Annotated in this window: 20 protein-coding genes, 2 pseudogenes, 1 riboswitch and 1 other annotated feature; of the genes and pseudogenes, 6 read left to right on the top strand and 16 right to left on the bottom strand. The window is 35.1% G+C overall.

Features of this window, described 5'->3' with window-relative positions; all coding sequences use genetic code 11:
- Nucleotides 1–7 precede the first annotated feature (7 nt).
- Nucleotides 8–310, bottom strand: a pseudogene (locus tag MKX31_RS07080) (carbon starvation CstA family protein); the annotation flags it as partial.
- 111 nt (nucleotides 311–421) lie between these two features.
- Between MKX31_RS07080 and MKX31_RS07075 the strand changes: the two are divergent.
- Entirely contained in the window at nucleotides 422–886 is a 465-nt protein-coding gene (locus MKX31_RS07075) for a hypothetical protein (protein ID WP_064476458.1), read from the top strand.
- A 19-nt stretch (nucleotides 887–905) separates the two neighbouring features.
- On the opposite strand, the gene MKX31_RS07070 is transcribed toward MKX31_RS07075, so the two are convergent.
- The 4 genes and pseudogenes from MKX31_RS07070 to MKX31_RS07055 form a co-directional block, all read right to left on the bottom strand.
- The gene (locus MKX31_RS07070) at nucleotides 906–1,184 is read right to left on the bottom strand and encodes a hypothetical protein (RefSeq protein ID WP_098111222.1); all 279 of its coding nucleotides are present in this window, start codon (nucleotides 1,182–1,184) and stop codon (nucleotides 906–908) included.
- A gap of 134 nt (nucleotides 1,185–1,318) precedes the next feature.
- Nucleotides 1,319–1,456 (bottom strand): annotated as a pseudogene (locus MKX31_RS07065) (MFS transporter); the annotation flags it as partial.
- A gap of 145 nt (nucleotides 1,457–1,601) precedes the next feature.
- Nucleotides 1,602–3,014, bottom strand: a complete 1,413-nt coding sequence (locus MKX31_RS07060; RefSeq protein WP_103655436.1) for an S-layer homology domain-containing protein — start codon at nucleotides 3,012–3,014, stop codon at nucleotides 1,602–1,604.
- A 255-nt stretch (nucleotides 3,015–3,269) separates the two neighbouring features.
- Nucleotides 3,270–4,514: an N-acetylmuramoyl-L-alanine amidase gene (locus MKX31_RS07055; protein ID WP_098111224.1), complete on the bottom strand. Its 1,245-nt coding sequence runs from the start codon at nucleotides 4,512–4,514 to the stop codon at nucleotides 3,270–3,272.
- A 175-nt stretch (nucleotides 4,515–4,689) separates the two neighbouring features.
- Here MKX31_RS07055 and MKX31_RS07050 point away from each other — a divergent pair, with 175 nt between their 5' ends.
- Nucleotides 4,690–5,175, top strand: a complete 486-nt coding sequence (locus MKX31_RS07050; RefSeq protein ID WP_098091023.1) for an 8-oxo-dGTP diphosphatase — start codon at nucleotides 4,690–4,692, stop codon at nucleotides 5,173–5,175.
- A gap of 28 nt (nucleotides 5,176–5,203) precedes the next feature.
- Here MKX31_RS07050 and MKX31_RS07045 read toward each other — a convergent pair whose 3' ends face one another.
- The 3 genes from MKX31_RS07045 to MKX31_RS07035 are packed head-to-tail and all read right to left on the bottom strand — an operon-like array spanning nucleotide 5,204 to nucleotide 8,358.
- Nucleotides 5,204–6,829 (bottom strand): YndJ family protein, encoded by a 1,626-nt coding sequence (locus MKX31_RS07045; protein ID WP_103655435.1) that lies wholly within the window; start codon nucleotides 6,827–6,829, stop codon nucleotides 5,204–5,206.
- 5 nt (nucleotides 6,830–6,834) lie between these two features.
- Nucleotides 6,835–7,446 (bottom strand): DUF4166 domain-containing protein, encoded by a 612-nt coding sequence (locus tag MKX31_RS07040; RefSeq protein ID WP_340980422.1) that lies wholly within the window; start codon nucleotides 7,444–7,446, stop codon nucleotides 6,835–6,837.
- Nucleotides 7,447–7,449: 3 nt separating this feature from the next.
- Entirely contained in the window at nucleotides 7,450–8,358 is a 909-nt protein-coding gene (locus MKX31_RS07035; protein ID WP_064476465.1) for a DoxX-like family protein, read from the bottom strand.
- Nucleotides 8,359–8,549: 191 nt separating this feature from the next.
- Nucleotides 8,550–8,736, top strand: a riboswitch (Lysine riboswitch).
- 199 nt (nucleotides 8,737–8,935) lie between these two features.
- On the opposite strand from MKX31_RS07035, the gene MKX31_RS07030 reads away from it, so the two are divergent.
- Nucleotides 8,936–10,165 carry an aspartate kinase gene (locus MKX31_RS07030; RefSeq protein ID WP_064476466.1) on the top strand — a complete coding sequence of 410 codons (1,230 nt, stop codon included), beginning with the start codon at nucleotides 8,936–8,938 and terminating at the stop codon, nucleotides 10,163–10,165.
- A gap of 357 nt (nucleotides 10,166–10,522) precedes the next feature.
- A complete protein-coding gene (locus MKX31_RS07025) occupies nucleotides 10,523–10,975 on the top strand; it encodes a VOC family protein (protein ID WP_064476467.1) in 453 nt (150 codons plus the stop codon).
- Between the two features lie 207 nt (nucleotides 10,976–11,182).
- Here the strand turns inward: MKX31_RS07025 and MKX31_RS07020 are convergent, their stop codons facing one another.
- Together MKX31_RS07020 and asnA are read right to left on the bottom strand one after the other, a co-directional pair.
- The gene (locus MKX31_RS07020) at nucleotides 11,183–11,620 is read right to left on the bottom strand and encodes a helix-turn-helix domain-containing protein (RefSeq protein ID WP_064476468.1); all 438 of its coding nucleotides are present in this window, start codon (nucleotides 11,618–11,620) and stop codon (nucleotides 11,183–11,185) included.
- 136 nt (nucleotides 11,621–11,756) lie between these two features.
- On the bottom strand, nucleotides 11,757–12,740 hold the full coding sequence (asnA, locus tag MKX31_RS07015) for an aspartate--ammonia ligase (RefSeq protein WP_061676615.1): 984 nt from the start codon (nucleotides 12,738–12,740) through the stop codon (nucleotides 11,757–11,759).
- Nucleotides 12,741–12,810: 70 nt separating this feature from the next.
- Nucleotides 12,811–13,069: a binding site (T-box leader), on the bottom strand.
- 405 nt (nucleotides 13,070–13,474) lie between these two features.
- On the opposite strand from asnA, the gene MKX31_RS07010 reads away from it, so the two are divergent.
- The gene (locus MKX31_RS07010) at nucleotides 13,475–13,609 is read left to right on the top strand and encodes a DUF3934 domain-containing protein (protein ID WP_000047588.1); all 135 of its coding nucleotides are present in this window, start codon (nucleotides 13,475–13,477) and stop codon (nucleotides 13,607–13,609) included.
- A 100-nt stretch (nucleotides 13,610–13,709) separates the two neighbouring features.
- Here MKX31_RS07010 and MKX31_RS07005 read toward each other — a convergent pair whose 3' ends face one another.
- The 6 genes from MKX31_RS07005 to MKX31_RS06980 form a co-directional block, all read right to left on the bottom strand.
- Nucleotides 13,710–16,904 carry a DEAD/DEAH box helicase gene (locus MKX31_RS07005; protein WP_222654992.1) on the bottom strand — a complete coding sequence of 1,065 codons (3,195 nt, stop codon included), beginning with the start codon at nucleotides 16,902–16,904 and terminating at the stop codon, nucleotides 13,710–13,712.
- Between the two features lie 118 nt (nucleotides 16,905–17,022).
- On the bottom strand, nucleotides 17,023–17,955 hold the full coding sequence (locus tag MKX31_RS07000; RefSeq protein ID WP_064476470.1) for a response regulator: 933 nt from the start codon (nucleotides 17,953–17,955) through the stop codon (nucleotides 17,023–17,025).
- Between the two features lie 2 nt (nucleotides 17,956–17,957).
- Nucleotides 17,958–19,256 (bottom strand): sensor histidine kinase, encoded by a 1,299-nt coding sequence (locus MKX31_RS06995; protein WP_081257374.1) that lies wholly within the window; start codon nucleotides 19,254–19,256, stop codon nucleotides 17,958–17,960.
- A gap of 63 nt (nucleotides 19,257–19,319) precedes the next feature.
- A complete protein-coding gene (gene malS, locus MKX31_RS06990) occupies nucleotides 19,320–21,032 on the bottom strand; it encodes an oxaloacetate-decarboxylating malate dehydrogenase (RefSeq protein ID WP_142289438.1) in 1,713 nt (570 codons plus the stop codon).
- 75 nt (nucleotides 21,033–21,107) lie between these two features.
- Nucleotides 21,108–22,547 (bottom strand): aspartate ammonia-lyase, encoded by a 1,440-nt coding sequence (gene aspA, locus MKX31_RS06985; protein ID WP_000224183.1) that lies wholly within the window; start codon nucleotides 22,545–22,547, stop codon nucleotides 21,108–21,110.
- 24 nt (nucleotides 22,548–22,571) lie between these two features.
- On the bottom strand, nucleotides 22,572–23,843 hold the full coding sequence (locus MKX31_RS06980; protein ID WP_000713278.1) for a cation:dicarboxylate symporter family transporter: 1,272 nt from the start codon (nucleotides 23,841–23,843) through the stop codon (nucleotides 22,572–22,574).
- A 377-nt stretch (nucleotides 23,844–24,220) separates the two neighbouring features.
- Between MKX31_RS06980 and pyrH the strand changes: the two genes are divergently transcribed.
- Nucleotides 24,221–24,964, top strand: coding sequence for a UMP kinase (gene pyrH, locus MKX31_RS06975; protein ID WP_064476472.1), 744 nt, complete (start codon nucleotides 24,221–24,223; stop codon nucleotides 24,962–24,964).
- Nucleotides 24,965–25,015 lie beyond the last annotated feature (51 nt).

The following is a 25,015-nucleotide window of genomic DNA, read 5'->3' as shown; positions in this document are numbered from 1 at the left end:
AAAATCTCTACACAGCTTCCTTCTCTAATTGCACATCTACTTCAATATTCTCATTTTTATTTTTCACAGCTTTTATAAAGAATACAGCAGTTAACATAACGGTAATAACCGCACCTACCATATAAGATGTGTTTAACGGAATATTAAAACCAATTTTTGCATTTAAAATGTAAATGAAAGTCATGAGTTGCATGACTTTCGCGGGAATTAAGGAAACAACATACGGTTTCCCTTTTATGAATAAATACATCGTTCCAATCCATCACGCAATTGCTGCAGTCGATTGGTTAGCCCAAGAGAAATATCTCCATCTTATTCACAAAGAGAGACTATATTTTTTTACAATTGAATTATGGTATACCCTCTCAAAAAAAGAAGATAATAACAAATAAATCCGTTACAGAATGGGAGTACTTTAAAGATGAAACGAAAAATATTTTCTCTCTTTGCACTAATCTGTTTCGCACTACCAATACAAGCTAGTGCATACACATTTCACTCACTACCAATTGAATCAAAGTCTAAACAGTGGTATATCGAAATTGACAAATCTCATAACGCAAACAAGCAAGCAGTGCAGCCAAAACAGGGTGTATATGATACATATAGTTTACTCGTAAAAAACATCGGTAATGATGTATCAAATGTATCAGTGGAAATACTTGATAACACTCCTACCTCTAAAGCTACTTTTAATCCTACTACGTTAAATAGCAACGTTTCTAAAAGTCAAACAAGCTCTGACTACATCGTATTCCCTTTAGACTTTAATAGCCATAATTTTAAAGTCGTCATTACTTGGGAAGAAAAAAATTTCTCATACAACGGTCATCCGGTAAATGAGGGGGAACAAATGAAACAAACATTTGTGTTTAATGAAGAATAAGCCCTAATTTGATTAGGGCTTATTCTTCATTTACAAAACCAGATTGAATCGCTTCTGTTACTTCTTTTGTGATTTCTAGTTCTGTTGCTTCCGTACTAATTTTCTTGTCCCAAATATGTACGGAAGGCTTTTCGTTACAAAGATGTTTTACTAATACTAGTTGATTATATGTTAGCTTATTTTCTCTATGGGTGGCGATATAGATTGTGAAATTTTTTGCTTCAAAGACCTTTTCCTGCAAAGTGTATTGGCTGACCAATTCCTTTGCTACTATATCGTTCAAGTTTTCTATAATCATATAAGTTATTCTCCTTTCCCTTATATCATCAATCAACTCGTCGAATACTTGGTACACATAATGCTACTCCCATTGTTACAAGTACTAATATAACTAGTGTTATAATCGTTATCTCGCCACTTATGACAATAGCTAACCATCGTTATCGAACTACCTAAAGTCGAAAATAATTGCCCAATCCATAAAATATTAATATATGGTGACACTTTGACCGGCAATAACAATTTACCAATATAACTTACATTTTTCTCTGTTCGTATTTCTCCTTGCATACCTCTCTCCTCTTTTCAAATTAAGTTAATATCGATTATAAAACAGAAAATTCAATCTTCAATAATTTTAATTATATATGAAACTGTTAAATTATTGGTAAAAATATAAAAAAGGTGTTTTCATAAATGAAAACACCTTTTTTATTTATAATTTTAAGTTCTTCTTCAATGTCCAATACTTTTCTTGAGCATTTTCAAATGAAAATTCTACCCAACCGTTTGGATCTTCACGATATACATTTACTTTCTTACCATTTTCTAATTTTCCAACTTCATTTTGTGTAACATTCGGTACACTCTTAATTGTATAGCCAAATGGATATGGCACTTGATAGTAAGAGCCTACTAATTGAACAGTACCTGTTGCATCTTTTGCATAATCTTTATATGGAATGTCTTTTCCTAATGCCTCTACATTTAATGTATTAGGATTTTTCGGTAATCGTTTTACATTTTCATAATCTTTCTTGTTAAACGGTTTAATACGCTCCATAATATTAGCGATTTTGCCAGCCCATTCTTTATCTGTTGCATACTTTTCATTCATATCAGGTAATGTGTAACCGCTGAAATAATTTGCACCTTCTTCTAAGTAGTTCTTCCTTACATAATCAGCATTGTAAGAAATACTTTCCTTATATGACGGTAAATATTTTGCATATGCAAATGGGTCACGATCATATGCTCTTAAACCAAATAAATTATGTTTACGATATGCAATTTCTGATTTACCGTACGCAGATTCTAAGATTGCATGTGCAGCTAAATATAGTGCGCTCACACCGTACTCATTTTGTGCTTGAATAAAATCTTTACCAGTTCCAATAAGTGGACTATCCGAATGCGATTTTTTAATGAAATTATCAATCTCTAGTGCCGTTACGTTAGATGGCAAAGTTACGTCTAAATTAATATACGATGGCTGTTCAACAGGAACATCATTTTTAATTTGCATCGCTTTATATAATAATTGTGCATAGCTTTCACGTGTTAATACACCCGATGGATCAAATCCTCCAAGCCCATTCCCTACCGATACACCATTGGATTGCAATGCACTAATTGCTTCTTTTGCCCACCAGTGTGTTGCATCTATATCATTAAATGTATGTGGTGCTTTTACTTCTAATTTAAATGCTCTTTGCAAAATAACAGACATTTCAGCACGAGTTAATGATTCTTTCGGTCTAAACGTCCCTTTACCATCACCTACGAAAATCCCCATATCTGTTAATGCCAAAATTTCTTTTGGGAACATCGTCGTTCCTGCGCTAATATCAGAGTATGGATTTTTATAATCGCTTTTTAATTCTGGTTTTAATGCGCGATACATTAATGCTGCTACTTGCTCACGAGTTACAACGTCTCCAAAGCCAAATTTACCATTATCGTAACCTGCAATAACCCCTTTTGACGTTAAATCAGTAATCGCTTCAAGTGCCCAATGATTTTTCGGAACGTCTGGAAACTCTTTTGTAGATGCAAACGAAGTTGCTGGAGCCAGCACTACTTGAAGTGCGACTGTCACTGCTAACACATTAGAAATAACTTTTTTCATAAATTGTTTAACACGTTTTCTATATGCTTGTACCGTGTTAACTTGCCTCCCTTTATCGTATAATTTTCCCTATTAAACTAACAAACTCTTAATTAGTCAACAGTAAAAGTATACGTGATAAAAATAAACTAATCTACCTTTATTTTATTCATAATCAGCATAATACGATATATCTTTTTATTCCGATATAAAATCACAAAAACTTACATAAAAAGCCCACCTCTATATAGACGATGGACTTAACAATCAACATTGTTATTTCGTTAAACGAGATTTTGAAACATCAAAACCTTTCCACTCATAATAATCTAAAATACCCGCATAAATTGCCTCAGCAGCTATTTGTCTTCCAGATTCTGAAGCTAACTTCTCATAATCCGCGCTGTTATCTAAAAATGCTAGCTCCGTTAGTACTGCTGGCATCTCATTTTCTCTTAGTACATAAAAGTCTTCTGGTTTCACACCACGATCTCTTGTATCTAGAGCTTTAACTAATCGCTTTTGTATTTTATCAGCTAACATATAACTATCTTTTTCACGCTCAGTTAATTCTTTCTTTTCAGATCCTTTATAATAAAAAGTTTCTGTTCCATGTCCATCATGTTTTTGAGAAGCATTTGCATGGATACTTACAAAAATATCTCCATTATGTTCTTTCGCGAAATCCACACGATTTTTAAGGTCTTCTCCTTGTTTTTCACCAAGACGAATATCTGTTTCACGTGTTAACATCACACGGAATGGAGTATGTTTCTCTATTAAACTTTGTAATCTTTTAGATGTATCTAATACAATATCACTCTCATGTAATCCTTGTGTTGCTTTCCCAGGATCTGTTCCTCCATGACCTGGATCAATAATAATCATCTGTTCTACTAAAGGATTACCTACTTTAAGTGAGTCAGCCTTTGCAATAAACTGTGCTGCTTCTGCTTTCGTTACAGTTTTCTTAGGCTCCCACTTCTCACCAGTACCAAGAGAGATGCCTAATTCAACTAGGATGTTAGCTTTTTCTTTACCCCAGTTTAATGTTTCTAAATCTTTGAATTTAGTTGCTGGAGTACCGTTTACTTTAGACTCTAATTTGTAAGCTTCTACAAGAAGAGATGCCATTGAAACTCGGTCAATTTTCCCAGTTGGGTCAAAGACGCCTGGGCCTTTCCCTTTAACAACACCAGCTTTTTCTACAGCTGCGATGAATGGAGTGTACCAATCGTTTTGAGAATCACCGAAAGATGGTTTAGCATTTTTATCGATTGGTAAGTTTAAGATTTTAGCCATCATTGTAGCTGCTTCTGCACGAGTGATTTCTTTTCCAGGCTCGAACATTCCTTTATCGTTACCTGTAACTGCACCTTTATCTACTAAATAGTAAATAGAATCTTCTGCCCAATGTTTAGCTACGACATCTGGAAATTTTTTTGTTTGTGCGAAACTACTAGATGAATAAGTTAATATACTAGCTGCAATTAATCCTGCTGCAATTATTCTATTTTTCATAGAATATATTCCCCTCTCAAGTACAATGTATTTATATAACAGACTAATTATAGTTCTGAAAATTAGTAATAGTCAATTGAAATTTGTATAAATTTGTATTATTATTGTATTTTTTGTCATATATAACTATAGTTAAAAACTATAAGATTCTTATTTTATAAGAGGAGAGGTTCCCATGAGCAAGGATTGGAAAGATATAGAACACCGTATGTATACAATGTGTATGATTCAGCGTAATAACAAAGTATTGCTAATACAGCGCCCCGATCATCTAGGATTCCCTGGTTATATCGCTCCTGGCGGTAAAGTAGATTTTCCAGAAAGTATCGTCCAAGCTGCTAAACGAGAAGTAAAAGAAGAAACTGGATTACTTGTTTCAAATTTAACTTTTAAGGGATTAGATGAATACGTAAATCCGAAAGAAAATGTTCGATATATGGTATTTAACTATTGGACAGATTCATTTGAAGGTGAACTCCTTTTGAATCCTCCTGAAGGCGAATTATTATGGGTACCAATCGAAACAGCATTAAATCTTCCTATGCAAGATTGGTTTAAAGAAAGATTCCCATTATTTTTTGAAAAAGGTACGTTTGAAATTCAACGCGTTTGGGACCGAGACTTAGATAAACAAGTTACTATGACAATTACGCATACATAAAAAAAGCTTGGAATCTCTCCAAGTTTTTTTACTTCTTCTCTATTTTCTTAATCTCATAATCAATTTCTAAAAACTTAACTCCAAATATCCACATTCTATGATTTGCTTCTAGTAGTTGATCCGTGCACTCTTTCATAATAAAAGTCTCTGCTAACGGTAAACGTATTGTAAAGAAACGAGTATGTAAATAAATCCCCTCATCCCCCTTACCATTTTTTCTCAACTTACTAGTAATAATGAAATCATTACTCTTATTACATAATTTTAAAACCCCCGTCATATTCGAATATGGTAAAGGTAATGCAATATTCATATATGTCTCGCTCTTATATGTGTGCTTTGAGTAAAGAGCTACAAAAATAGATTCTCCTGCTTCATTTTTTCTTAGCCAAGCCCTTACATTCTCCCTTCCATCTTTCTCATCTATTATCCCAACGATAGAGCCATGCATCGTTTCCCACTTACCGCCCATTCCTAAATGTATTTGTCCTACACGCTTACTCATTTTCTCATAGCAAAATGCAACCGGACGAAACCAACGAGCCCACTTAATATGCGATTGTAACTCATACTCTTTTGTATTTTCATAAAAACGAGTAATACTTAAAGGAATCTTCGTCACGTCAAATGCCTCACTATGAAAATCATTCATTTTATCAACTAAACCTTTGTATTCCTTGCTATCTATTAAATTTCTGTTATGTAAAAATGCTTCACCAACTGTCGCATTTCCTCTTAACCCGCTCATTGGTTTCCCGTAATATTTATAATTCGGGGCACTATTTTCAATCATCCAGCCGACAAATGCTGGTAACGCTACTCCAATTCCATTGACAACACCGTGAATCCAAACCATTTGAGCAATTGTAATCATCAGTACATGTTTCAAATTCCCATACGAATATATAAGTGAAAACATAATTGTTACCATGAGTGTACTAGACGATATGATCAGGAGAATCTTTGCACTGATAGCATTAAATTTCGTGCGCCAAACATAAATCCCATAACCATAAATAGCACATAAATATAGGAACACTGCAAAAAATTCAAATACTCTTGAGTACGTAATCCCTATTGCAACTGTCATAGGTGAAATGACGATGACAAACATAATAGCATCATATACTTTACTTCTTTTTTCTCTTTTTCTCCCAATTAAACCAGCTGATAACGGCAATAGAAATGCCGAATAATGAAAGTGTGCAGCGGTAAGCAAAACAATGTCAGAACTAAAGTGCATAATGGAAAGCTTTGCTACTGAAGCAAAAAACCAAAAACCACCTAGAAACAAATAAATAAACGCACTATCAATAGCTGTCTCTTCTAACTGTTTCCATCCTCTTTCTAGCACTCTACTTACACCAAATAACGCAATAATTCCTGTATATACAAACCAAAGTATCGCAAAGAAATAGTGATTTGTTACGAAAGCTAACGTTGCACTAATTGCTGCGATTGGATATAACAGCGATACAAATTTATAAAAAGATACATACGATCCATTTCTTGTTTTCTTATCAATGATACAAAATGACATCGGTATAAATAACAAAATAGATAATAATATAATTGCTTCCACTGGGTTTATATTTGACCACTCACATATTAGAAAAATAATATAACAAGCAAGCCCAACTATTATATTTTTCATAACATTTATTTCCTCTCCACAAATGTTCCCTTATATGAAAATAATGAACCAATTAACGGATTGCGTACTTGTACATGAATTCGAAAACATTGTAGTGTTTCATCATAACTTTCCACAATTTTGGCCTCTCCGTATAAAAATCTAGGTAACAGGAATTTTCTTCCAAACATGTAGAACCATTGTTTCTTTGAAGAAATATGTATTGCCCCCACCTCATCAATATGAAAATCCAACGTAGAAACAAGTATGTGCGGTTCACCAAAATAATCTACAATTTCATTATTCTCTTCATCCAACTGCATAACGGCGTTAAAATATCTTTTTTTATTATGAAAATAAAAAGTACGATTCCACCGCACAAGTTCATTTCCATGTTCATCTCGCTCAGCGGTATTATGTATTGTAAATGGCACTTCCTTCCCCCGCTCAGAGAAAAACATTCTAAACTTCGATGCAATTTTTAATATCAATTTCACGAAAAAAGAACCTCCGTAAATTTCATCCATATTTCCTTCTCCAGTAAAGCTATTTTCTTCTGTAATTTCATAGCGTTTCTGTAATTTTGGATGAAGCTTTTTATAAGAATCCCCTAATAGTCTTTCATACATATTAGCCATACATTATCCCTTTCTCTTCCTCTTGCAATTTTTTGCGCTTGGCAAATTCGTGCTATTTATATAACCGACAATTGATAACCCCATTAGTAGAACGTTTAATGTAATTGGATTAAACGGCTCTGTAAAGCTTACGATATTCGTAAAACCCGCCGCTATCGTTAAGGCTATTAACATAAAAATATGTACGATAAATACTTTTCGTTTTTGAAATGGCAACAACCATATGACACCAAAAATAAGTTCTAGTAATCCAATTATTTTAAGTACAAAAATACTATGTTCAGTTGAACCAATCATCACAGATAGCATTTTTACTTCTTCTGAATGAGTAAACAATAGTTTCGGCACTATTCCTTGATACATCCATACAAAAGCAAATAAAAAACATACGAGCCAATATGTCATCGTTCTTCTAATTAGTAATCTCGGATGAAGTCCCTTTTCTATCCATAATTTTAACGCATCAAAACTCCAAGCAGTCGCCCAGCCTAATAACGGACGAAACATATAGAAATCTATTACATTTCCTATACGACCAAACCTCGTATCGTAATCATATTGCGTCTCAAAATGAATGTATTCTTCACGCGGTGTATACTTCCAATAACCACGCCCTATTTGAATAAGTGATAATTTATTATCTGTCCAAAATTTTAAAGAAGAAATTCTTTCACCCGTTTCTTTTCTTATTTCACCTATCGATTCCCCTTCACCAGCTATTTCGAGTCCAAATCCAATTTTAGTTTTATATAAAAACTTCTGCGGTTCTCCTTCTTTTTTCTCTAAATACGAAATTTCAGTAAAGCGAGCATCCCATTCTGTATGTATATCTGGTTCCTGTGTATATCCCCATATTTTTTCCATTGTTGTGTTCATTTCTGCCGAAACATAAATAGGCTTTTTCCCCTTCATTCTTCCACCTCCTATGCACTATAAATTTAATGTACATGCTATGAATTTATTTTGCTACAGTTTTCACAAACTCCTTCAAGAAAAGAAAGAATTTTTAAAATTTATACAAAACACTTGATTCCCCGAAAAATTTAAATTATTATAAAACAAATGTTACCAACAACTTCATAAATCAAACACTCTCGCCTAAAACGTGAGATAGAGGTTGCGATACTTATGATTATTCTAATGGAGACACAGAGATGTCTATGAAATTAGATGAAAGGAAGTATTGCCGAAATCGATAATTTTCTCTGCATTTATCGATTGGGGCTGTTTTCGAATAGAAACAGAACTGTCATATGTACAGAAGTGTATGTATGAAGAGCTATCTACAAAAAAGAGATATCATTTTTATGGTATTCCTTTTTTGGCGGTTTTTTTATTAGCTCCGTTTTCTGTTTCCCTTTTCCTGTAACAGCACCATCCTCACTTATTTGAGATGGTGTTTTTTGTTTTTCTCTGGTAACTACAGGAATATTGGGATCTATATATGTCCTAATCTATTCTTAAAAATGGATGAAAGAAGGAATTCGTAATGGAAACGATTGTACAAAAATTTGGTGGCACTTCTGTTGGAAGCGTTGAGCGCATTCAACATGTAGCAAATTTAATTATTGAAGAATATGAACGAGGACATAGCATCGTCTCTGTCGTTTCAGCAATGGGAAAAAGCACAGATGAACTCGTAGCACTTGCTAACGCGATTTCAGAAAATCCGAGTAAACGCGAAATGGATATGCTTCTATCAACAGGAGAGCAAGTGACTATTTCATTATTAACGATGGCACTACAAGCAAAAGGCTATAACGCAATTTCATTAACTGGATGGCAAGCTGGTATTACGACAGAATCTGTACATAGTAGTGCACGGATTACTGAAATTCATACAGATCGAATTCAGTCTTATCTTACTGAAGGCACGATTGTTATTGTAGCTGGCTTCCAAGGAATCAGCGAAAACCATGAAATTACAACGCTTGGCCGCGGTGGTTCTGATACAACTGCTGTTGCATTAGCTGCTGCACTGAAAGCAAAAAAATGTGATATTTACACGGATGTGACCGGTGTATATACGACGGACCCACGAGTTGTAAAAGATGCTTATAAATTAGATGAAATTTCTTATGACGAAATGCTAGAACTAGCAAACCTCGGTGCTGGTGTATTACACCCGCGTGCTGTTGAGTTTGCTAAAAATCATAATGTCATGTTAGAAGTTCGCTCAAGTATGGAACAAGAAAACGGAACAATTGTAAAAGGAGAATGTAACATGGAACAACAATCAATCGTTAAAGGTATTGCATTTGAAGATAATATTACACGCGTCACAATGAAAGGATTGGAACAAGGTGCACTTTCAACAGTTTTCTCTACATTGGCAACAGCACATATTAATGTAGATATCATCATTCAAAGTATTACAAATGAAGGAACTGTTCACCTCTCCTTCTCAATCCATTCTAATGATTTAAAAGAAACATTAGAGGTATTGGAACAAAATCAAGAAACACTTCACTATGAATCTGTAGAATATGAAAATCATTTAGCAAAAGTATCCATTGTAGGATCTGGTATGGTCTCTAATCCAGGAGTTGCTGCGAATATGTTCACTACTTTAAAAGAAGAAGATATTCATATTAAAATGGTAAGTACATCAGAAATTAAAGTATCTGTCGTTATTGACCGCCTTCATTTAGTAACAGGTGTTGAGGCGCTGCATCAATCATTTATGGCAAAAATTGAGCCTTTAGTGCAGATGAGTTAATTTCCACTAGTAACACTTAAAACAAATTATATGAATCTATTTTCTTCCTATATAAATAGAAACAGGGTAGGACTGTTTTGTGGGAAAGTCGAAGTTATTCTATCGAATAGCAATTACAGTATCAAATTCTTGAAACTACTTGAACATAATAGCATTCACGAAATAAAGTTCATGCGTATCTCAGTAGTAGAAGGTTTTCGAAGTGTTGTTCGTTAACAAGATGTTATATACTATACCTGAAAACACCTTGTCACATTTCCCTACACTGTGACAAGGTGTTTTTTATTTAGAAGAGATTTTAGTATAATTATGGGGAGAATTAAATAATAAATTTATACATATAAGGAGATAAAGACTATGGCAAACAACAGATTACTAAGAATGGACAATGTCAGCATCGTTGTAGAATCCCTTGATAACGCAATATCTTTCTTCGAAGAGATTGGATTAAAACTCGAAGGGCGAGCTACTGTCGAAGGTGAATGGGCTGGTCGCGTAACCGGACTCGGTTCTCAGTGCGTGGAGATTGCTATGATGGTGACCCCAGATGGCCATAGCCGAATTGAACTTTCTCGATTTCTCACACCATCTACTATAGCAGATCACCGGACAGCTCCTGTAAACACCCTCGGTTATTTGCGCGTCATGTTCACTGTCGAAGACATTGACGAAATGGTATCGAGACTGATTAAGCATGGTGCTCAACTCGTTGGCGAAGTAGTTCAGTACGAGAACTCATATCGACTCTGCTACATTCGTGGAACCGAAGGAATTTTAATCGGTTTAGCGGAACAACTCGGTAACAAGTAAGTAATGTTTTATAAGAAGTCTTTACTGAAATAAAAATATTTAAAAGAACTTCTTGATTAATAAAACTTAGATTTTCAACCCCGTCCTAGCTTTAAAACGGGGTTATACTTGTTTGAGCTTTTTAACATACTATCAACATCCCGAAATCATTATAAAACAATTCAATTACTTGTTATACTCTTTCCTAAGAAATATAACTAGCTCTTCTCACTTTTTATCATATATATCTTTTCTTTTAAAAAACGATCTGAACTCATTCAAAATAACTTTCTTCACGTCAGAGTAAAAAACCATCATGAATAGTGCTATTCCTAATAAGATCTCTTGCATTCCTTCATAATCAACGAAAGCACTCACAATTAGCAAACCAAACCCAATATAAAAACCAAACTCATTCTCTTTCTCAAAATACTCATCTTCATCAATATGTATTTTCTCTTTTAAATTTCGGTTCCCTTTTATTAACTCATCGAGCGTAACATTATACATTTCGCTAAGCAAAATTAAATTATCAATATCCGGACAGCTTTTATCATGTTCCCATTTATACACAGCTTGCCTTGTCACACCAATTTTTTTAGCAACATCTTCTTGTGAAAATCCTTTTGATTCTCTTAATTTTTTAAGTTGTTGTCCTAAGCTCATAACGTCCCCTCCTTTAACAAATTATTACATAATAGGAGATAAAAAAGAAAGAAACTATTGGTAAAATTCACTGTAAACCATTCGTTTACACAATAAAAAAGAGAGAATAACTCTTTGAGTTATCCTCTCTCTTCTATTAAAACAGATGAATGTTTTCCTTCTTGCAAGCTTCACGTAAATCGTCAGGCCATACAGAAGATTGAACTTCACCGATATGTGCTTTTCGTAAGAAGTACATGCACATTCTAGATTGTCCAATACCACCGCCAATTGTTAATGGTAGTACGTCTTCTAAAATACCTTTATGGAAATCATACTCACGTTTGAAGTCTTCACCTGTTTTCGTTAACTGCTCATCAAGTGATTTACTATCAACACGAATTCCCATTGATGATAATTCGAATGAAGATTGTAATACTGGGTGCCAGAATAAAATGTCACCGTTTAATTTCCAATCATCATAATCAGCTGCGCGTCCATCATGCTTTTCACCTGAACGAAGTGCATCACCAATTCCGATAATGAATACTGCACCATGCTCTTTCGCAATTGCATGTTCACGATCTTTCGGTGTTAATTCTGGATATTTATCTTCTAGTTCTTGGGAAGTGATGAAAACAATTTCTTCTGGTAAATACTTTCCAAGGAACGGATACTTTTCAAATAAGTGGTCTTCTAAATCTTTGAATATTCCATAAATTGTTTGTACTGTTTTTTGTAAGTAGTCTACAGTACGCCATTCTTTTTGAACGATTTTTTCCCAATCCCATTGGTCAACGTAAATGGAATGTGTTGCATCAAGTTCTTCATCACGACGAATCGCGTTCATGTTTGTATATAAACCTTCACCAGCTTCATATCCGTATTCATGTAATGCGAATCTTTTCCACTTCGCTAGTGAGTGAACAATTTCTAATTCTTCTCCTGAATGTAACATATCAAATTCAATTGGGCGTTCTACACCGTTTAAGTGATCGTTTAATCCTGATTTTTTCGTTACGAATAATGGTGCAGATACGCGGAATAGTTCAAGGCGTTTTGCTAATTGATCCTCGAAAAATGTTTTAACTTCCTTAATTGCGATTTGAGTCTCTCTTACTGTCATTAATGATTGATACATGGTGGTTTCCTCCTAAAATGTTTGGATGTTGTGAAAAGAAGCCAACAAAAAAAGCCCTTCTTTCCCAAAAAACTGGGACGAAAGACTTTGGTTCCGCGGTACCACCCAAATTAGCAACAGAGGTTGCTCACTTATACAATACGGAGATGAAATATCTCGATACTGTTCTTCTTGTAACGGCGAAGTTCCCGGCTAAGTCTACTTTCCTGTAAAGGATTTCGGTTAGCAACTCCAGGAGGTTCTTCATAATAGGCTTCGTATCAGGCTCACACCACCCCTGACTCGCTTAGACTACATCCTACTACTACTCGTCCTTTCATAGTCGTTTTGTTGTCACATCTCTGAAACATTTTATTAATGATTATTCTATACAAAAAATAAAGAAAGTCAACAAAAATTTAAAAATATTTTTCAATTCTTTATTTTACGGCTTTATTGATTGTTTTCAATATAACATCTTCACTTCTTTTGCCTTGTCAATCCAAAAAACGTTTCACTAACCGAGACTAACATATACACAACAAGTAATGTAATCGTTCGAAATATAGAATCCGCAGTATTTCGTATTATTTTCACTTTCTTTGTAATTCCTTTCAGTTTACTTGCAAATTCATGTTATACTATAGCATTCAAGCAGTTTATTTTCACTTAAAGTAATCATAGTCATTTATAAAGAGTATTTTCTAAATCATTGACTATTATCAAATAAGATTTTTATATAACGGAGTGATCATATGAGTAAAACGAAAGCAAAACCGAAAAAAGGTGTAGGGCAAGGTACAGGAAGTAAAGGATGGAATCGTTGGCAATCAAGTGCAAAGAAAAAGGCAGCTGCAAAGCCATACAAAAGTAAAGGTACAAAGAAGTAATTTAAATAACATTTGATTTCTTTACTTTGTACAAAACAAAATATAATTATTACAACAAAAAAGCTATGCACTCATACATTTGAAGGCATAGCTTTTTATATTAAATCATTAAAATATCTCGAATTTCTTCCTCCGTGATTGATGATAATTTCTCTTCTCCCGGCTCAATCACTTGAGCGATTAAATTTTTCTTACTCTCTTGCAGTTCATGCATTTTTTCCTCAATTGTTCCGTGGGCTACTAATTTTATAACTTGTACTGTATTTTTTTGTCCCATTCGATATGCTCTATCTGCTGCTTGTTGTTCAACAGCTGGATTCCACCATAAATCGTATAATATAACCGTATCGGCACCCGTTAAGTTAAGACCCGTACCACCAGCTTTTAAAGAAATGAGAAATAGATCCCCTTCCCCCTCGTTAAATCGATTACATAGCTCTACACGTTCTTGTGATGGTGTACTCCCGTCTAAATAAAAGTATGGAATCGCTTGACGATTTAACTCACGACCAATAATAGACAGCATCTTCGTAAATTGAGAAAAGATTAAAATTCTCTTACCAGTACTTCTACATTCCTCTAGTATCTCTAACAGTTGTTCAAATTTAGCTGAACTCCCCTTATAATCATCAACGAATAAAGCCGGATGATTACAAATTTGTCGCAGTCTCGTTAAACCAGCTAAAATTCTAATTTTATTTTTACGTAACGTATCTTTATCTAAATGTTTTAACGTTTCTTCTCTTAACTTCGCTAAATAAGCAGCATAAAGCCTCTTTTGATCTGGTAATAACTCCGATGACTGTAAGTGCTCTATTTTATCTGGAAGCTCCTGTAATACGTCTTCTTTTAATCGTCTTAATACGAAAGGTTTAATGCGCTTCGCTATATCTTCGCGCCTTAAATCACCGAATTCTTTTCTTCCTGGTAATAATTCCGGAAATACGACATGGAAGATAGACCATAACTCTTCTAATGAATTTTCGACAGGCGTTCCCGTTAGTCCGAAACGATACTCAGCTTGAATCGTTTTTACCGCTCTTGCAGTTTGCGTTGTAGGATTTTTAAACGCCTGTGCTTCATCAAGAAACAGTGTATGAAATGGCCTTGCATACGATCTTATATCTCTTCTCAGTAATGGATATGACGTAATTACGACATCAAATTCCGCTATATCTTTTAAGATTTTTCGCCGCTCTGTTTGATTTCCATCTGCAATCACTGCTCTAATATGCGGAGCGAATTTTTTCAATTCACTTAACCAATTATAAACAAGAGATGACGGAGAAACGACTAATATAGGCAGCTTCTTCTCTCTAATTTCAGGCAAAACAGAATCTATAAAAGCAATACTTTGCAGCGTTTTTCCAAGCCCCATATCGTCTGCTAAAATACCACCAAAACGGTAATGGGCAAGTGTTTTCATCCACTCGAATCCGTATACTTGATACTCTCTCATTACAGCATGTAAAGTTTGCGGCACTGTAAACTTTAATTTTTTCGGATTTTGAATACTTTCAACTAAATCTTGCACAGATTCATCTAAACTTAAAACATTACCTTCGTGAAGTCCACTCATCCATTTCACACTCCGAATAAGCGGAACATTCACTTCTTCCCCGTGTAAAAATTCTTTTCGAATACCCGATTCTTTTACAAACTGATTAATTTCATTAAACTCTTTGCTCTCTAGTGATAATAAAGAACCATTCGCTAATCGGTAATATTTGCGTTTCTCTTCAAGAGCGACTAATACACCTTTAATTTCTGCTTCCGGTATTCCTTTTATATCAAAACGAAATGATAACCAATCAATTCTTTCTTTTCTTCTCACTCTAATAAGTGGTGCTGTATCCCCTTTATGAATACGTAATTTAATTGCTGTCGTCGCATAAATATCAACTAATCCTTTTAACGACGGAACGACGTGATATAAAAAGTTATACTCCGCCTCTTCATTATGCATAAAGTAACCGCCTTCTGTTTTCGCAAAGGCACTTTCACTCATAACGTCTAAAATCTCTTTTTCCTTTTTCTCATCACGATTAAAAACAGACGGCTGTCCGTCTTCTTCTAACGGATTGATCATGACGTTTCCATAATGAAATTCAAGACCTGCTAACAAACGATTTTTCACACGATCTAAATACAGTTTTGCTTTTAGCGACGGCGTTTCAACACGATCTGATATTACTTTATCAATTCGTACCGTTCCAAGTTTCATTAATCCTGGCACAACTTTCGCTACAAAATGTTCCATCTTACTTTCAGGAATATAAAACTGATTGCTATTTGAGCGATTCATCATCTTTTGCAATTCAATAAGTCGCATACAATCTTCCATAGGTAAATGATATAATTTCCCATCGTAAAGAGCGTTGTTATACATTTCCATAACTTGAACACGATTTAGGCCGTCTATATGAAGTGTGAATCCACCATTATTTCCTTTCGTAAACTCAAAATGTAATGGCAATAAACCGTTTGAAATTTGTAAGCCCTGAAACTGTTGTTCATTTTGTTTCAGTTGTACATACTCAACTTTAGAAAGTGAAGAGAGCATATCTTTCCACGAAGCTGGCGGTATGAATATCATACTTTCATCTTGTTTCGCATGTACTTCTAGTGCATCTTCATACATTTTTTCGTTATGATATATTTTAATGAGTTGTTGTATAATCGCGTCCGTTTCTTGTTTAAAACTATGTACATCTGGCGTGTATGTAAATTCATTGGAACAATGAAAAGTCTCTCTTTTCTCCACTTTAGAAAGAAATTCTCTAATCTGATTTATAAAATATGTTTTCGCAAGTTTTAACTGAATTCCAAGAAGGGCCCCACCGCTTTTCGTTGCTACTGGTGAACAGATAAACGCCACATCTAATATTTCACGTGTATCAAAACGGTGTTGTTTACTTTTGGGCCTCAGTGGTTTTTCTGCAAACAACTGAAACATCCCGTTTGTTAATTGATCACTTCTGCTACTAACAGAGCCCATGCCACCCGTTTGCTGATTATAATTTATTTGTATTAGTACGGCTGCAACATGTTGACAGTACGTTTGAAAAGACGCTAATGAAGGACAACTGCATCTCGCAACTACATCACCTTTTTTAGCTTTTTCTACTGTAACATGAAAATCTTCATTCCCTTTTACCGTCGCCTCACAAATTTCTTTCGTTTCATCATAATGATTCACAATTACTTTATTTGCTTTATAATAAGCTTCGCCTCTTTTATATGAGGTCTCTCCGCATACTTCTTTTATAATCGATTTATTTAATGTAAAGCTCATTGTTTTGACACTTCCTTAATGTAAAACCATTTTCTCTTACTTAACATTTTACATGCTCAACGAGAAAATATAAAATATAGATTTAACAAAAAAAGGTACTTATTTATAAGCACCTTCTTCACTCTATCTCCATCAACCGTTTCGCTTCAAAATACAGCACCTGAATAAATTTCTTCGTATTAATTCGTATATGGCCAGAAGTTGCTACTTCATCCTTTGTCATTTCTGTCATCCGCTTTCTAACTACAGTGAAATCAAAAAACTTCGGAGCATAACTTTCAAATTTCGGATTTGAAAAGTCTGTCAGTCCAAGGGAAGCTAAATGATTCAAGGATTGATAAATTGCTCTTCTTACACGTTGTTCAGATGCTTTTCTCTCCTTATCTATATCTGCATCCGAAGTTATATGATCTAATTTTTTTAATGTTATTTGGTGAAAGATATCTTTTAAAGCAGGAAATCCAAATTCAAATGTTTGCGCCTTTTCTTGTCCATATAAATATTCCAGCATACTAAGTAAATCTTTACTTCCGTTCTCTCCCGCAATACCGAGTTCTGCTAGTAAGAAGCGTCCTGAATCTGATATCTTTTTTCCTTCTTGCACTGTTTCACTACGCATTTGCGGCTTTTCCCACTGAAACACATTATTTAATGATTTTTGAATGTCATATATAGAACGTTCCAAACGAATACGCTCTATCACTTTTCGTACAACAGATACTACTTCTATTTTGTTTAGTGGTTTCGTAATATAATATTCCACACCAAGTGTATACGCCTCACCAATGAGCTGTTTCGATTCAACTTGGGAAATCATAATAATTTTCCCAGAAAACGAAGATGCTATATGGCGAACTGTTTCAATGCCATCTCTCATCGGCATTAGTAAATCAATAAATAAAATATCTACTTTTTTATAATTTAGCTGTTCTGCTTCAATAAACGCTCCATCTTCCGATTCTCCAATTACTTCCCCAAGATCGCCATCCTCAATAATTTGCGAAAGCATCGAACGGAAAACTTCATCATCATCTACGATATAATAAAACAAACCTATTCCCCTTCCCGCTTTAAACTGCACTCCGGTAAACAAACGATAAACTTACACCCTTTTTCAGTTTCATTGTCTTCTAACCTTACTTCTCCGCCGAGCTCTGTAACCATTTCGTGTATGTAAGAAAGTCCAATACCTGTTGACGGTGTTCCTGTTTGATCATACTTGGAAGTAAACCCTGGCTTAAATACTAATTTCTTATACTTTTGTGCAATACCAGGGCCATCGTCAATTACTTCAAAGATTACATGTTGATCTCGTTTATATAACTTAATACGAATGAGACCTCTATCTTCAATTGCTTCCACTGCATTTGCAACTAAGTTATTAAAGATTGATAGCACTGTATACACGTGATATGCAGCGTGTTCACCTTCTATATGTTTAGAAAAACGTATATCTTTCCCTAGCATTTCAGCATATTTCTCATTTATTCTTACGATCATTTCTGTAAGCTCATGACCTTCTACATACTCAGCCACATTTTTATCTAATAACAGTTTAGATAACCCTGCAAAAATTCTTTGATTATCCTTTTTTATTTCATGTACTTCTCCCGCTATTTTCAATGCTATTTTACTGCTAGAATCATCGCTTGTCTGTAAATTCCGATATAGTTGATATGCTTCTTGTGTAATCAACTCTGCATTTTGTAACGTTTTTTTCAAGTGAACAGATTCTACATATAAATTTGAAAGGTGCATTAACATTTTTTCATTTTCTTTTCGGACTTGTGACTCTTTTAATTTCGTTTCATATAAAATCATCATATTTAAAAAGCCAAGTGCAAAGAAACTACGGAAAATAGCAATAATAATTAATTTATTCACTTCAGAAACTGTTATTGTTGTACCGAGCACTACCATATGATAAATCGCAAGTTCTGACATACTTGCGATAATTTCAATTGTAATTCCAAGGCACCCAATAACAATTGGTTTCTGATGAAACTTATTCACCCTAAAAAGTGAAAAAAGACTTCCATAAATAAAATAATAAAAGAACACAGCATAGCGCAAATAAAATGATTCTGTCATATGAAATGAACCTTGCATGATCCAATCAAGGCATACACGGAATAAAACGACACATATACCGACAAGAATACCTGCAGCCGCTGCTGGTATTCTTCTTAAAAATAGTAATAAAAAGAAGAAAAGCGGTGTCCCAAAGCTAACGCGAAACGTATCGTTAAAAGGATGAAAATTAAGCTCTCCAGCAATCGGAACAACAACCATTAATATAATTAAAAGGGATATATCTTTCTTCCATAATTGATTCCAATTCAAAGGTGCCACTTCCTATACTTTTTTCGACAATAAAAGTGAAAGCCCGCTTATTATAATAAACGGGCTTTATTTCTATATTCTAACCTTTTCTACCGCTTTTATTTGGCGGTACTCCGGCTCCCATATTGCTTCTTTCACTGCAATCTTGATATCGTTATCACTTAAGTTCTCTCTAGCAACACCTTCTGCAACGGCAACTTTCGCTACTTCAATTGCAACCATTTCCGAGATATTACGTAACTCTTCAACTTCTGGTAAGATAGGTGCTCCTGGCTGACTTGTATCTACCATGCTTGCAACTGCTTCAGCAGCTGCTGCAAACATTCCATCCGTCATGACGCTTGCACGTACGACAATTGTTCCAAGACCAAGTCCCGGGAAAATAAGTGCATTATTTGATTGTCCAATCACATACGTTACACCGTTGTATGTAACTGGTTCAAATGGACTTCCTGTTGCAACTAATGCTCTTCCTTCTGTCCACTCGATTAAATCAGCTGGTTTTGCTTCAGCAAGTGGCGTCGGATTCGACATTGGTAAAATGATTGGTCTTTCTACGTGAGAAGCCATTTCTTTAATAATCTCTTCTTTAAATGCACCTGCAACAGTTGATGTACCGATTAAAATTGTCGGTTTTACATGTTTCACAACTTCAGCAAGTCCGATCATATCATTTTTCTTCCACTCACTTACTTCCGCTTCTTTTCTTGCATATGGAATTTGGAAATCAAGAAGATCTTCCATATTATCTGTAACTAACCCGTTACGATCAATACACCAGAAACGCTTATATGATTCTTCTTCTGATACGCCAACGCGGACCATTGCATCTCTAACTTGATCTGCGATACCGATTCCAGCCGTACCAGCACCAAACACAACAACGCGGTGTTCACTTAGTGGTACACCCGAAACTTTCACTGCCGATAACACAGCAGCAAGTGAAACTGCACCTGTACCTTGAATATCATCATTAAATGTACAAATATCATGACGATATTTATCTAAAATTTTTCGTGCATTTCGAGAGCTAAAGTCTTCCCAATGTAAAAGTGCTTTCGGGAATTGTTTATTCACTGCTTGTACAAATGTATCAATAAATTCATCGTAAGCTTCACCAGTTATACGAGGGTGACGATTTCCAATATAAAATGGATTGTTTAATAGTTCCTCACGATTTGTACCCACATCTAAAATTACCGGTAATACACGGCTAGGATCGATACCAACTGCGGCCGTATAAACAGCTAATTTCCCGATTGCGATGTTTATACCACCAACACCCCAGTCACCAATTCCAAGTATGCCTTCTCCATCTGTTACAACGACTAAATCAATGTTTTCAGCTGTTGCACCGATATTGGCGAATGCTTCTTCGATACCCGACGGATCGTTAATTGATAAATACACACCACGCGGTTTACGGTATTCATGACTATACCTTTGAATTGCTACACCGACTGTTGGTGTATATACAATTGGTAACATTTCACGTAAGTGATTTGTTAATATACGATAAAATAATACTTCATTTCGATCATGTAACGCTGTTAAATATACGTTCTTTAATAAATCATCCGGCTGAGAACAAAATTGTTCATACGCTCGGCGTGCTTGTTCTTCTAATGTTAAAACTGCTGGCGGTAATAACCCTTTTAAACCTAATTCTTCTCTCTCTTCTTGCGTGAAAGCGACCCCTTTATTTAAAAGTGGTGTCGATAATACTTCTACTCCTCTTAATGTCGTTTCTAATGAACCATTAGAAGCTACTGTAAACTTACTCATAACATCCCTACCTCTATTCATATATAGCATTTCTATATTGTAAACAAAAAAGAGGGGATTGTCCCCCCTCTTCTTTTAATTTTTCTTTAAAAGAGTTGCTCCTGCAATCCCTGGGTGCGTCATTTCGAATGGATCTAGAATTAACTCTAAGTCTTCTTGTGACAGTACACCGTTTTTCACACAAAGTTCTCGAACGGATTGACCTGTTGCAATTGCTTCTTTCGCAACGCGAGCTGCTGCTTCATAACCGATATGAGGGTTCACGGCTGTAATAATTCCTACACTCTTCTCAACATACTCTTTTAAGCGATCTTCATTCGCTTCAATTCCTTTTAAGCAATTATCTGTAAAGGCACGGAAACCGTTATTCATAATGCTAATAGATTGAAGTAAGTTGAAAACAAGTACTGGTTCCATAACGTTTAATTCTAATTGTCCTGCTTCTGAAGCAAGGCAAATTGTATGGTCGTTACCAATTACTTGGAACGCAATTTGATTAATTACTTCTGGCATAACAGGGTTTACTTTCCCTGGCATAATAGATGAACCTGGTTGACGAGCAGGCAACATAATTTCCGCTAAGCCAACACGTGGACCTGATGCCATTAAGCGAAGGTCATTCGCAATTTTAGACATATTCATCATACATACTTTTAGTGCTGCTGATACTTCTGTGTATGCATCCGTATTTTGCGTTGCATCTACTAAGTCTTCTGCACCAACAAGTGGCAGTTCACTAATTGTAGCTAAATGTTTTACAACTGCTTCAATATATTCTGGATCTGCATTTAAGCCTGTACCAACTGCAGTTGCTCCCATATTTACTTCATATAGATGTTGACGTGATTGCTTGATACGTTTCATATCACGTTCAAGTACGCGAGAATACGCTTTAAATTCTTGTCCAAGACGAATTGGCACAGCGTCTTGTAAATGTGTACGACCCATTTTAATAACATGATCGAACTGCTCTGCTTTTAATTCAAATACATCGTGCATATAACCCATCGTTTGTAATAAGCCTTCTAATGCATTTAATGTTGCAATATGAATCGCCGTTGGGAATGCATCGTTTGTTGATTGCGCCATGTTTACATGACTATTTGGACTAATATAATGATAGTCTCCCTTTTCCATTCCTAATAATTCAAGAGCACGATTGGCCATGACTTCATTTGCATTCATATTCATTGAAGTACCTGCTCCGCCTTGGATTGGATCTACGATGAAATGATCATGCCATTTTCCATCAAGAATTTCTTGAGCGGCTTCTGCGATCGCGCCGCCCTTGTTCAATTCCAATCTTCCTACATCTGTATTAGCAAGCGCTGCAGCCTTTTTTACAATTGCGAATGCTTTAATTAAGCCTTCATGGATTTTGTATCCTGTAATTGGGAAGTTTTCTACTGCACGCATTGTTTGTACGCCGTAGTACGCATAGTTTGGCACTTCTTTTTCACCTAAAAAATCTTTTTCAATTCGAACACCATTTTTAACTTCAGTTAATGTTGCCATGATTATTCACTCCTTAACGATTTCTTATGCTGCTTTTGTTTCTTTGACTGTTTCTACATATTGTTTTGCTTTCTCATTATCGAATTCGCCTTCCCACTTCGACATAACAATGGCGGCTAATGCATTTCCTAATACATTGACAGATGAGCGAATCATATCTAAAATGCGGTCAATTCCCGCAATTAACGCGATACCTTCTAGTGGTAATCCCATTGAACCTAACGTTGCTAATACAACAACGAACGATGCACCTGGAACTCCCGCCATACCCTTGGATGTTAACATGAGAACGAATAATAACGTAATTTGCTCTGTCAGTGACATGTGCACACCGTACATTTGTGCAACAAACAATGCCGCTAACGCTTGATAAATAGCCGATCCAGTCAAGTTGAATGTATAACCTGTCGGAATAACGAAAGAGGCAACTGCCTTTGGACAACCGAACTCTTCCATTTTTCTCATTATATTAGGTAAAACAGCTTCTGAACTTGCTGTCGTAAATGAAAGAATAAGTTCTTCTTTTAAAATTTTCATTAATGTAAAAATGTTTACGCCAACCATTCGTGCATTAATACCTAATACAATCACAACGAATAGTATAACAGTTACGTATACAGCTAGCACTAGTTTTCCTAAAGGAAGTAGTGTTGCTACACCAAATTTTGCAACCGTAACTGCAATTAATGCGAATACACCAAATGGTGCAAATTTCATAACTTGATTTGTAACCCAAAACATCGCTTCGAGTACACCTTCAAAGAAGTTAAAGACGGGCTTTCCTTTGTCTCCAATTGCCGCAACTCCTAAACCGAATAATACTGAGAAGAAAATAATCGGTAATAAGTCACCTTGTGCAATCGATTCAAATACGTTTTTCGGTACAATATGAACAATTGTCTCAGCAAAACCTTTCTTCTCTGTAGCATCTGCTGTTTGTTTATAAGAAGAAATATCACTTTGCTGTAAGTTACTCATATCAACGCCAGTACCTGGTTGGAATATATTCGCCGCAAGTAATCCCATTAAAATAGCAATCGTCGTAATAATTTCGAAATAAAGAATTGTCTTACCGCCCAGTTTCCCAAGCTTCTTCATATCTCCTACACCAGCTACCGCAACAATTAATGCTGAAATAACAATTGGTACTACAATCATTTTAATTAAGTGAATAAATATATCCCCAATTGGTGTGATATAAGAAATCGCCGTTTTATTGCCATAAAAGATTGCCCCTACTACAATCCCTAAAACAAGCGCGACAAAAATTTGTGTTGCCAATCCGAATTTTTTCATTTATGTTCATCCCCTTCATGCGAACGCTTTCATTTCGTATTTATAAAAGCTTACTCACACATCTTATAGGCGAACCTACAAAATCATACAAAAACCTACAAGTTCGTCACGAAAAATTCGAAAATTTTTCTTTTCTTTTTCATTGACACCTTTTCATTAAAAAGAAATAAAATATACTTGATAAGTAATCAGATTGTTTCGTATAATCAAAAAGATATACACTTACAACAAATCGAAATGAAAAGGAGTGGATGATATGAAAAATTATGTACAAAAATTCGTCTTATCTTCTTCTTTTCTTTTTCATTTTCTAAAAAAGGAACAAAGGCATTTGCCTTTGTTCCTTTTTTATTGCGATCTATATAGGGGGAATTGTTATGAGGCCATATAAACGTGTCTTAATTAAATTAAGCGGCGGTGCACTTGCCGATCAAACCGGAAATAGCTTTAACTCCAAAAGATTAGAACATATCGCAAACGAGATTTTATCCATTGTTGATTTAGGTATCGAGGTATCTATTGTCATCGGAGGCGGTAACATTTTCAGAGGCCATTTAGCTGAAGAATGGGGAATTGATCGTGTAGAAGCTGATAATATCGGTACGTTAGGTACAATTATCAACAGTCTAATGCTACGCGGCGTTTTAACAAGTAAAACAAATAAAGAAGTACGCGTTATGACTTCCATCCCGTTTAATGCTGTAGCTGAACCATATATCCGCCTACGCGCAGTACATCATTTAGATAACGGTTATATCATTATCTTTGGAGGTGGTAACGGGCAACCATTTGTTACGACAGATTATCCAAGTGTCCAAAGAGCCATTGAAATGAATAGTGACGCTATATTAGTCGCAAAACAAGGAGTAGATGGCGTCTTTACTAGTGATCCAAAACATAATAAATCAGCAAAAATGTACAGAAAACTAAACTATAACGACATCGTTAGGCAAAACATACAAGTAATGGATCAAGCCGCTTTATTACTTGCCCGTGATTATAATTTGCCAGCACACGTCTTTAACTTTGATGAGCCTGGAGTTATGAAAAGAATTTGCTTAGGTGAGCATGTGGGGACATTGATTAATGATGATGCTTCATTGCTTATGCATGAAAACTAATGATTTCTCATTAAAAAGGGTGTCTATAAAAGACACCCTTTTCCATTAACC

The organism is Bacillus sp. FSL M8-0063 (assembly GCF_038005545.1).
GTDB classification, from domain to species: Bacteria; Bacillota; Bacilli; order Bacillales; family Bacillaceae_G; genus Bacillus_A; species Bacillus_A wiedmannii.
The sequence above is the reverse complement of the archived record's forward strand: the minus strand, read 5'-3'. Positions and strand labels throughout refer to the sequence as shown.

Bases quoted from the DNA above. Each gene is read 5' to 3' on its own strand.
- MKX31_RS07060 (WP_103655436.1), bottom strand. From the start codon at position 3,014: ATGAAAAAAGTTATTTCTAATGTGTTAGCAGTGACAGTCGCACTTCAA.
- MKX31_RS07030 (WP_064476466.1), top strand. From the start codon at position 8,936: ATGGAAACGATTGTACAAAAATTTGGTGGCACTTCTGTTGGAAGCGTT.
- MKX31_RS07040 (WP_340980422.1), bottom strand. From the start codon at position 7,446: ATGGCTAATATGTATGAAAGACTATTAGGGGATTCTTATAAAAAGCTT.
- MKX31_RS07070 (WP_098111222.1), bottom strand. From the start codon at position 1,184: ATGATTATAGAAAACTTGAACGATATAGTAGCAAAGGAATTGGTCAGC.
- MKX31_RS07055 (WP_098111224.1), bottom strand. From the start codon at position 4,514: ATGAAAAATAGAATAATTGCAGCAGGATTAATTGCAGCTAGTATATTA.
- MKX31_RS06980 (WP_000713278.1), bottom strand. From the start codon at position 23,843: ATGAAAAAATTCGGATTGGCAACACAAATTTTTGTCGCGCTTGTTTTA.
- MKX31_RS07005 (WP_222654992.1), bottom strand. From the start codon at position 16,904: ATGAGCTTTACATTAAATAAATCGATTATAAAAGAAGTATGCGGAGAG.
- pyrH (WP_064476472.1), top strand. From the start codon at position 24,221: ATGAGGCCATATAAACGTGTCTTAATTAAATTAAGCGGCGGTGCACTT.
- MKX31_RS07045 (WP_103655435.1), bottom strand. From the start codon at position 6,829: ATGAAAAATATAATAGTTGGGCTTGCTTGTTATATTATTTTTCTAATA.
- MKX31_RS07025 (WP_064476467.1), top strand. From the start codon at position 10,523: ATGGCAAACAACAGATTACTAAGAATGGACAATGTCAGCATCGTTGTA.
- MKX31_RS07050 (WP_098091023.1), top strand. From the start codon at position 4,690: ATGAGCAAGGATTGGAAAGATATAGAACACCGTATGTATACAATGTGT.
- MKX31_RS07020 (WP_064476468.1), bottom strand. From the start codon at position 11,620: ATGAGCTTAGGACAACAACTTAAAAAATTAAGAGAATCAAAAGGATTT.
- MKX31_RS07075 (WP_064476458.1), top strand. From the start codon at position 422: ATGAAACGAAAAATATTTTCTCTCTTTGCACTAATCTGTTTCGCACTA.
- MKX31_RS07035 (WP_064476465.1), bottom strand. From the start codon at position 8,358: ATGAAGGGGAAAAAGCCTATTTATGTTTCGGCAGAAATGAACACAACA.
- asnA (WP_061676615.1), bottom strand. From the start codon at position 12,740: ATGTATCAATCATTAATGACAGTAAGAGAGACTCAAATCGCAATTAAG.
- malS (WP_142289438.1), bottom strand. From the start codon at position 21,032: ATGAGTAAGTTTACAGTAGCTTCTAATGGTTCATTAGAAACGACATTA.
- aspA (WP_000224183.1), bottom strand. From the start codon at position 22,547: ATGGCAACATTAACTGAAGTTAAAAATGGTGTTCGAATTGAAAAAGAT.
- MKX31_RS07010 (WP_000047588.1), top strand. From the start codon at position 13,475: ATGAGTAAAACGAAAGCAAAACCGAAAAAAGGTGTAGGGCAAGGTACA.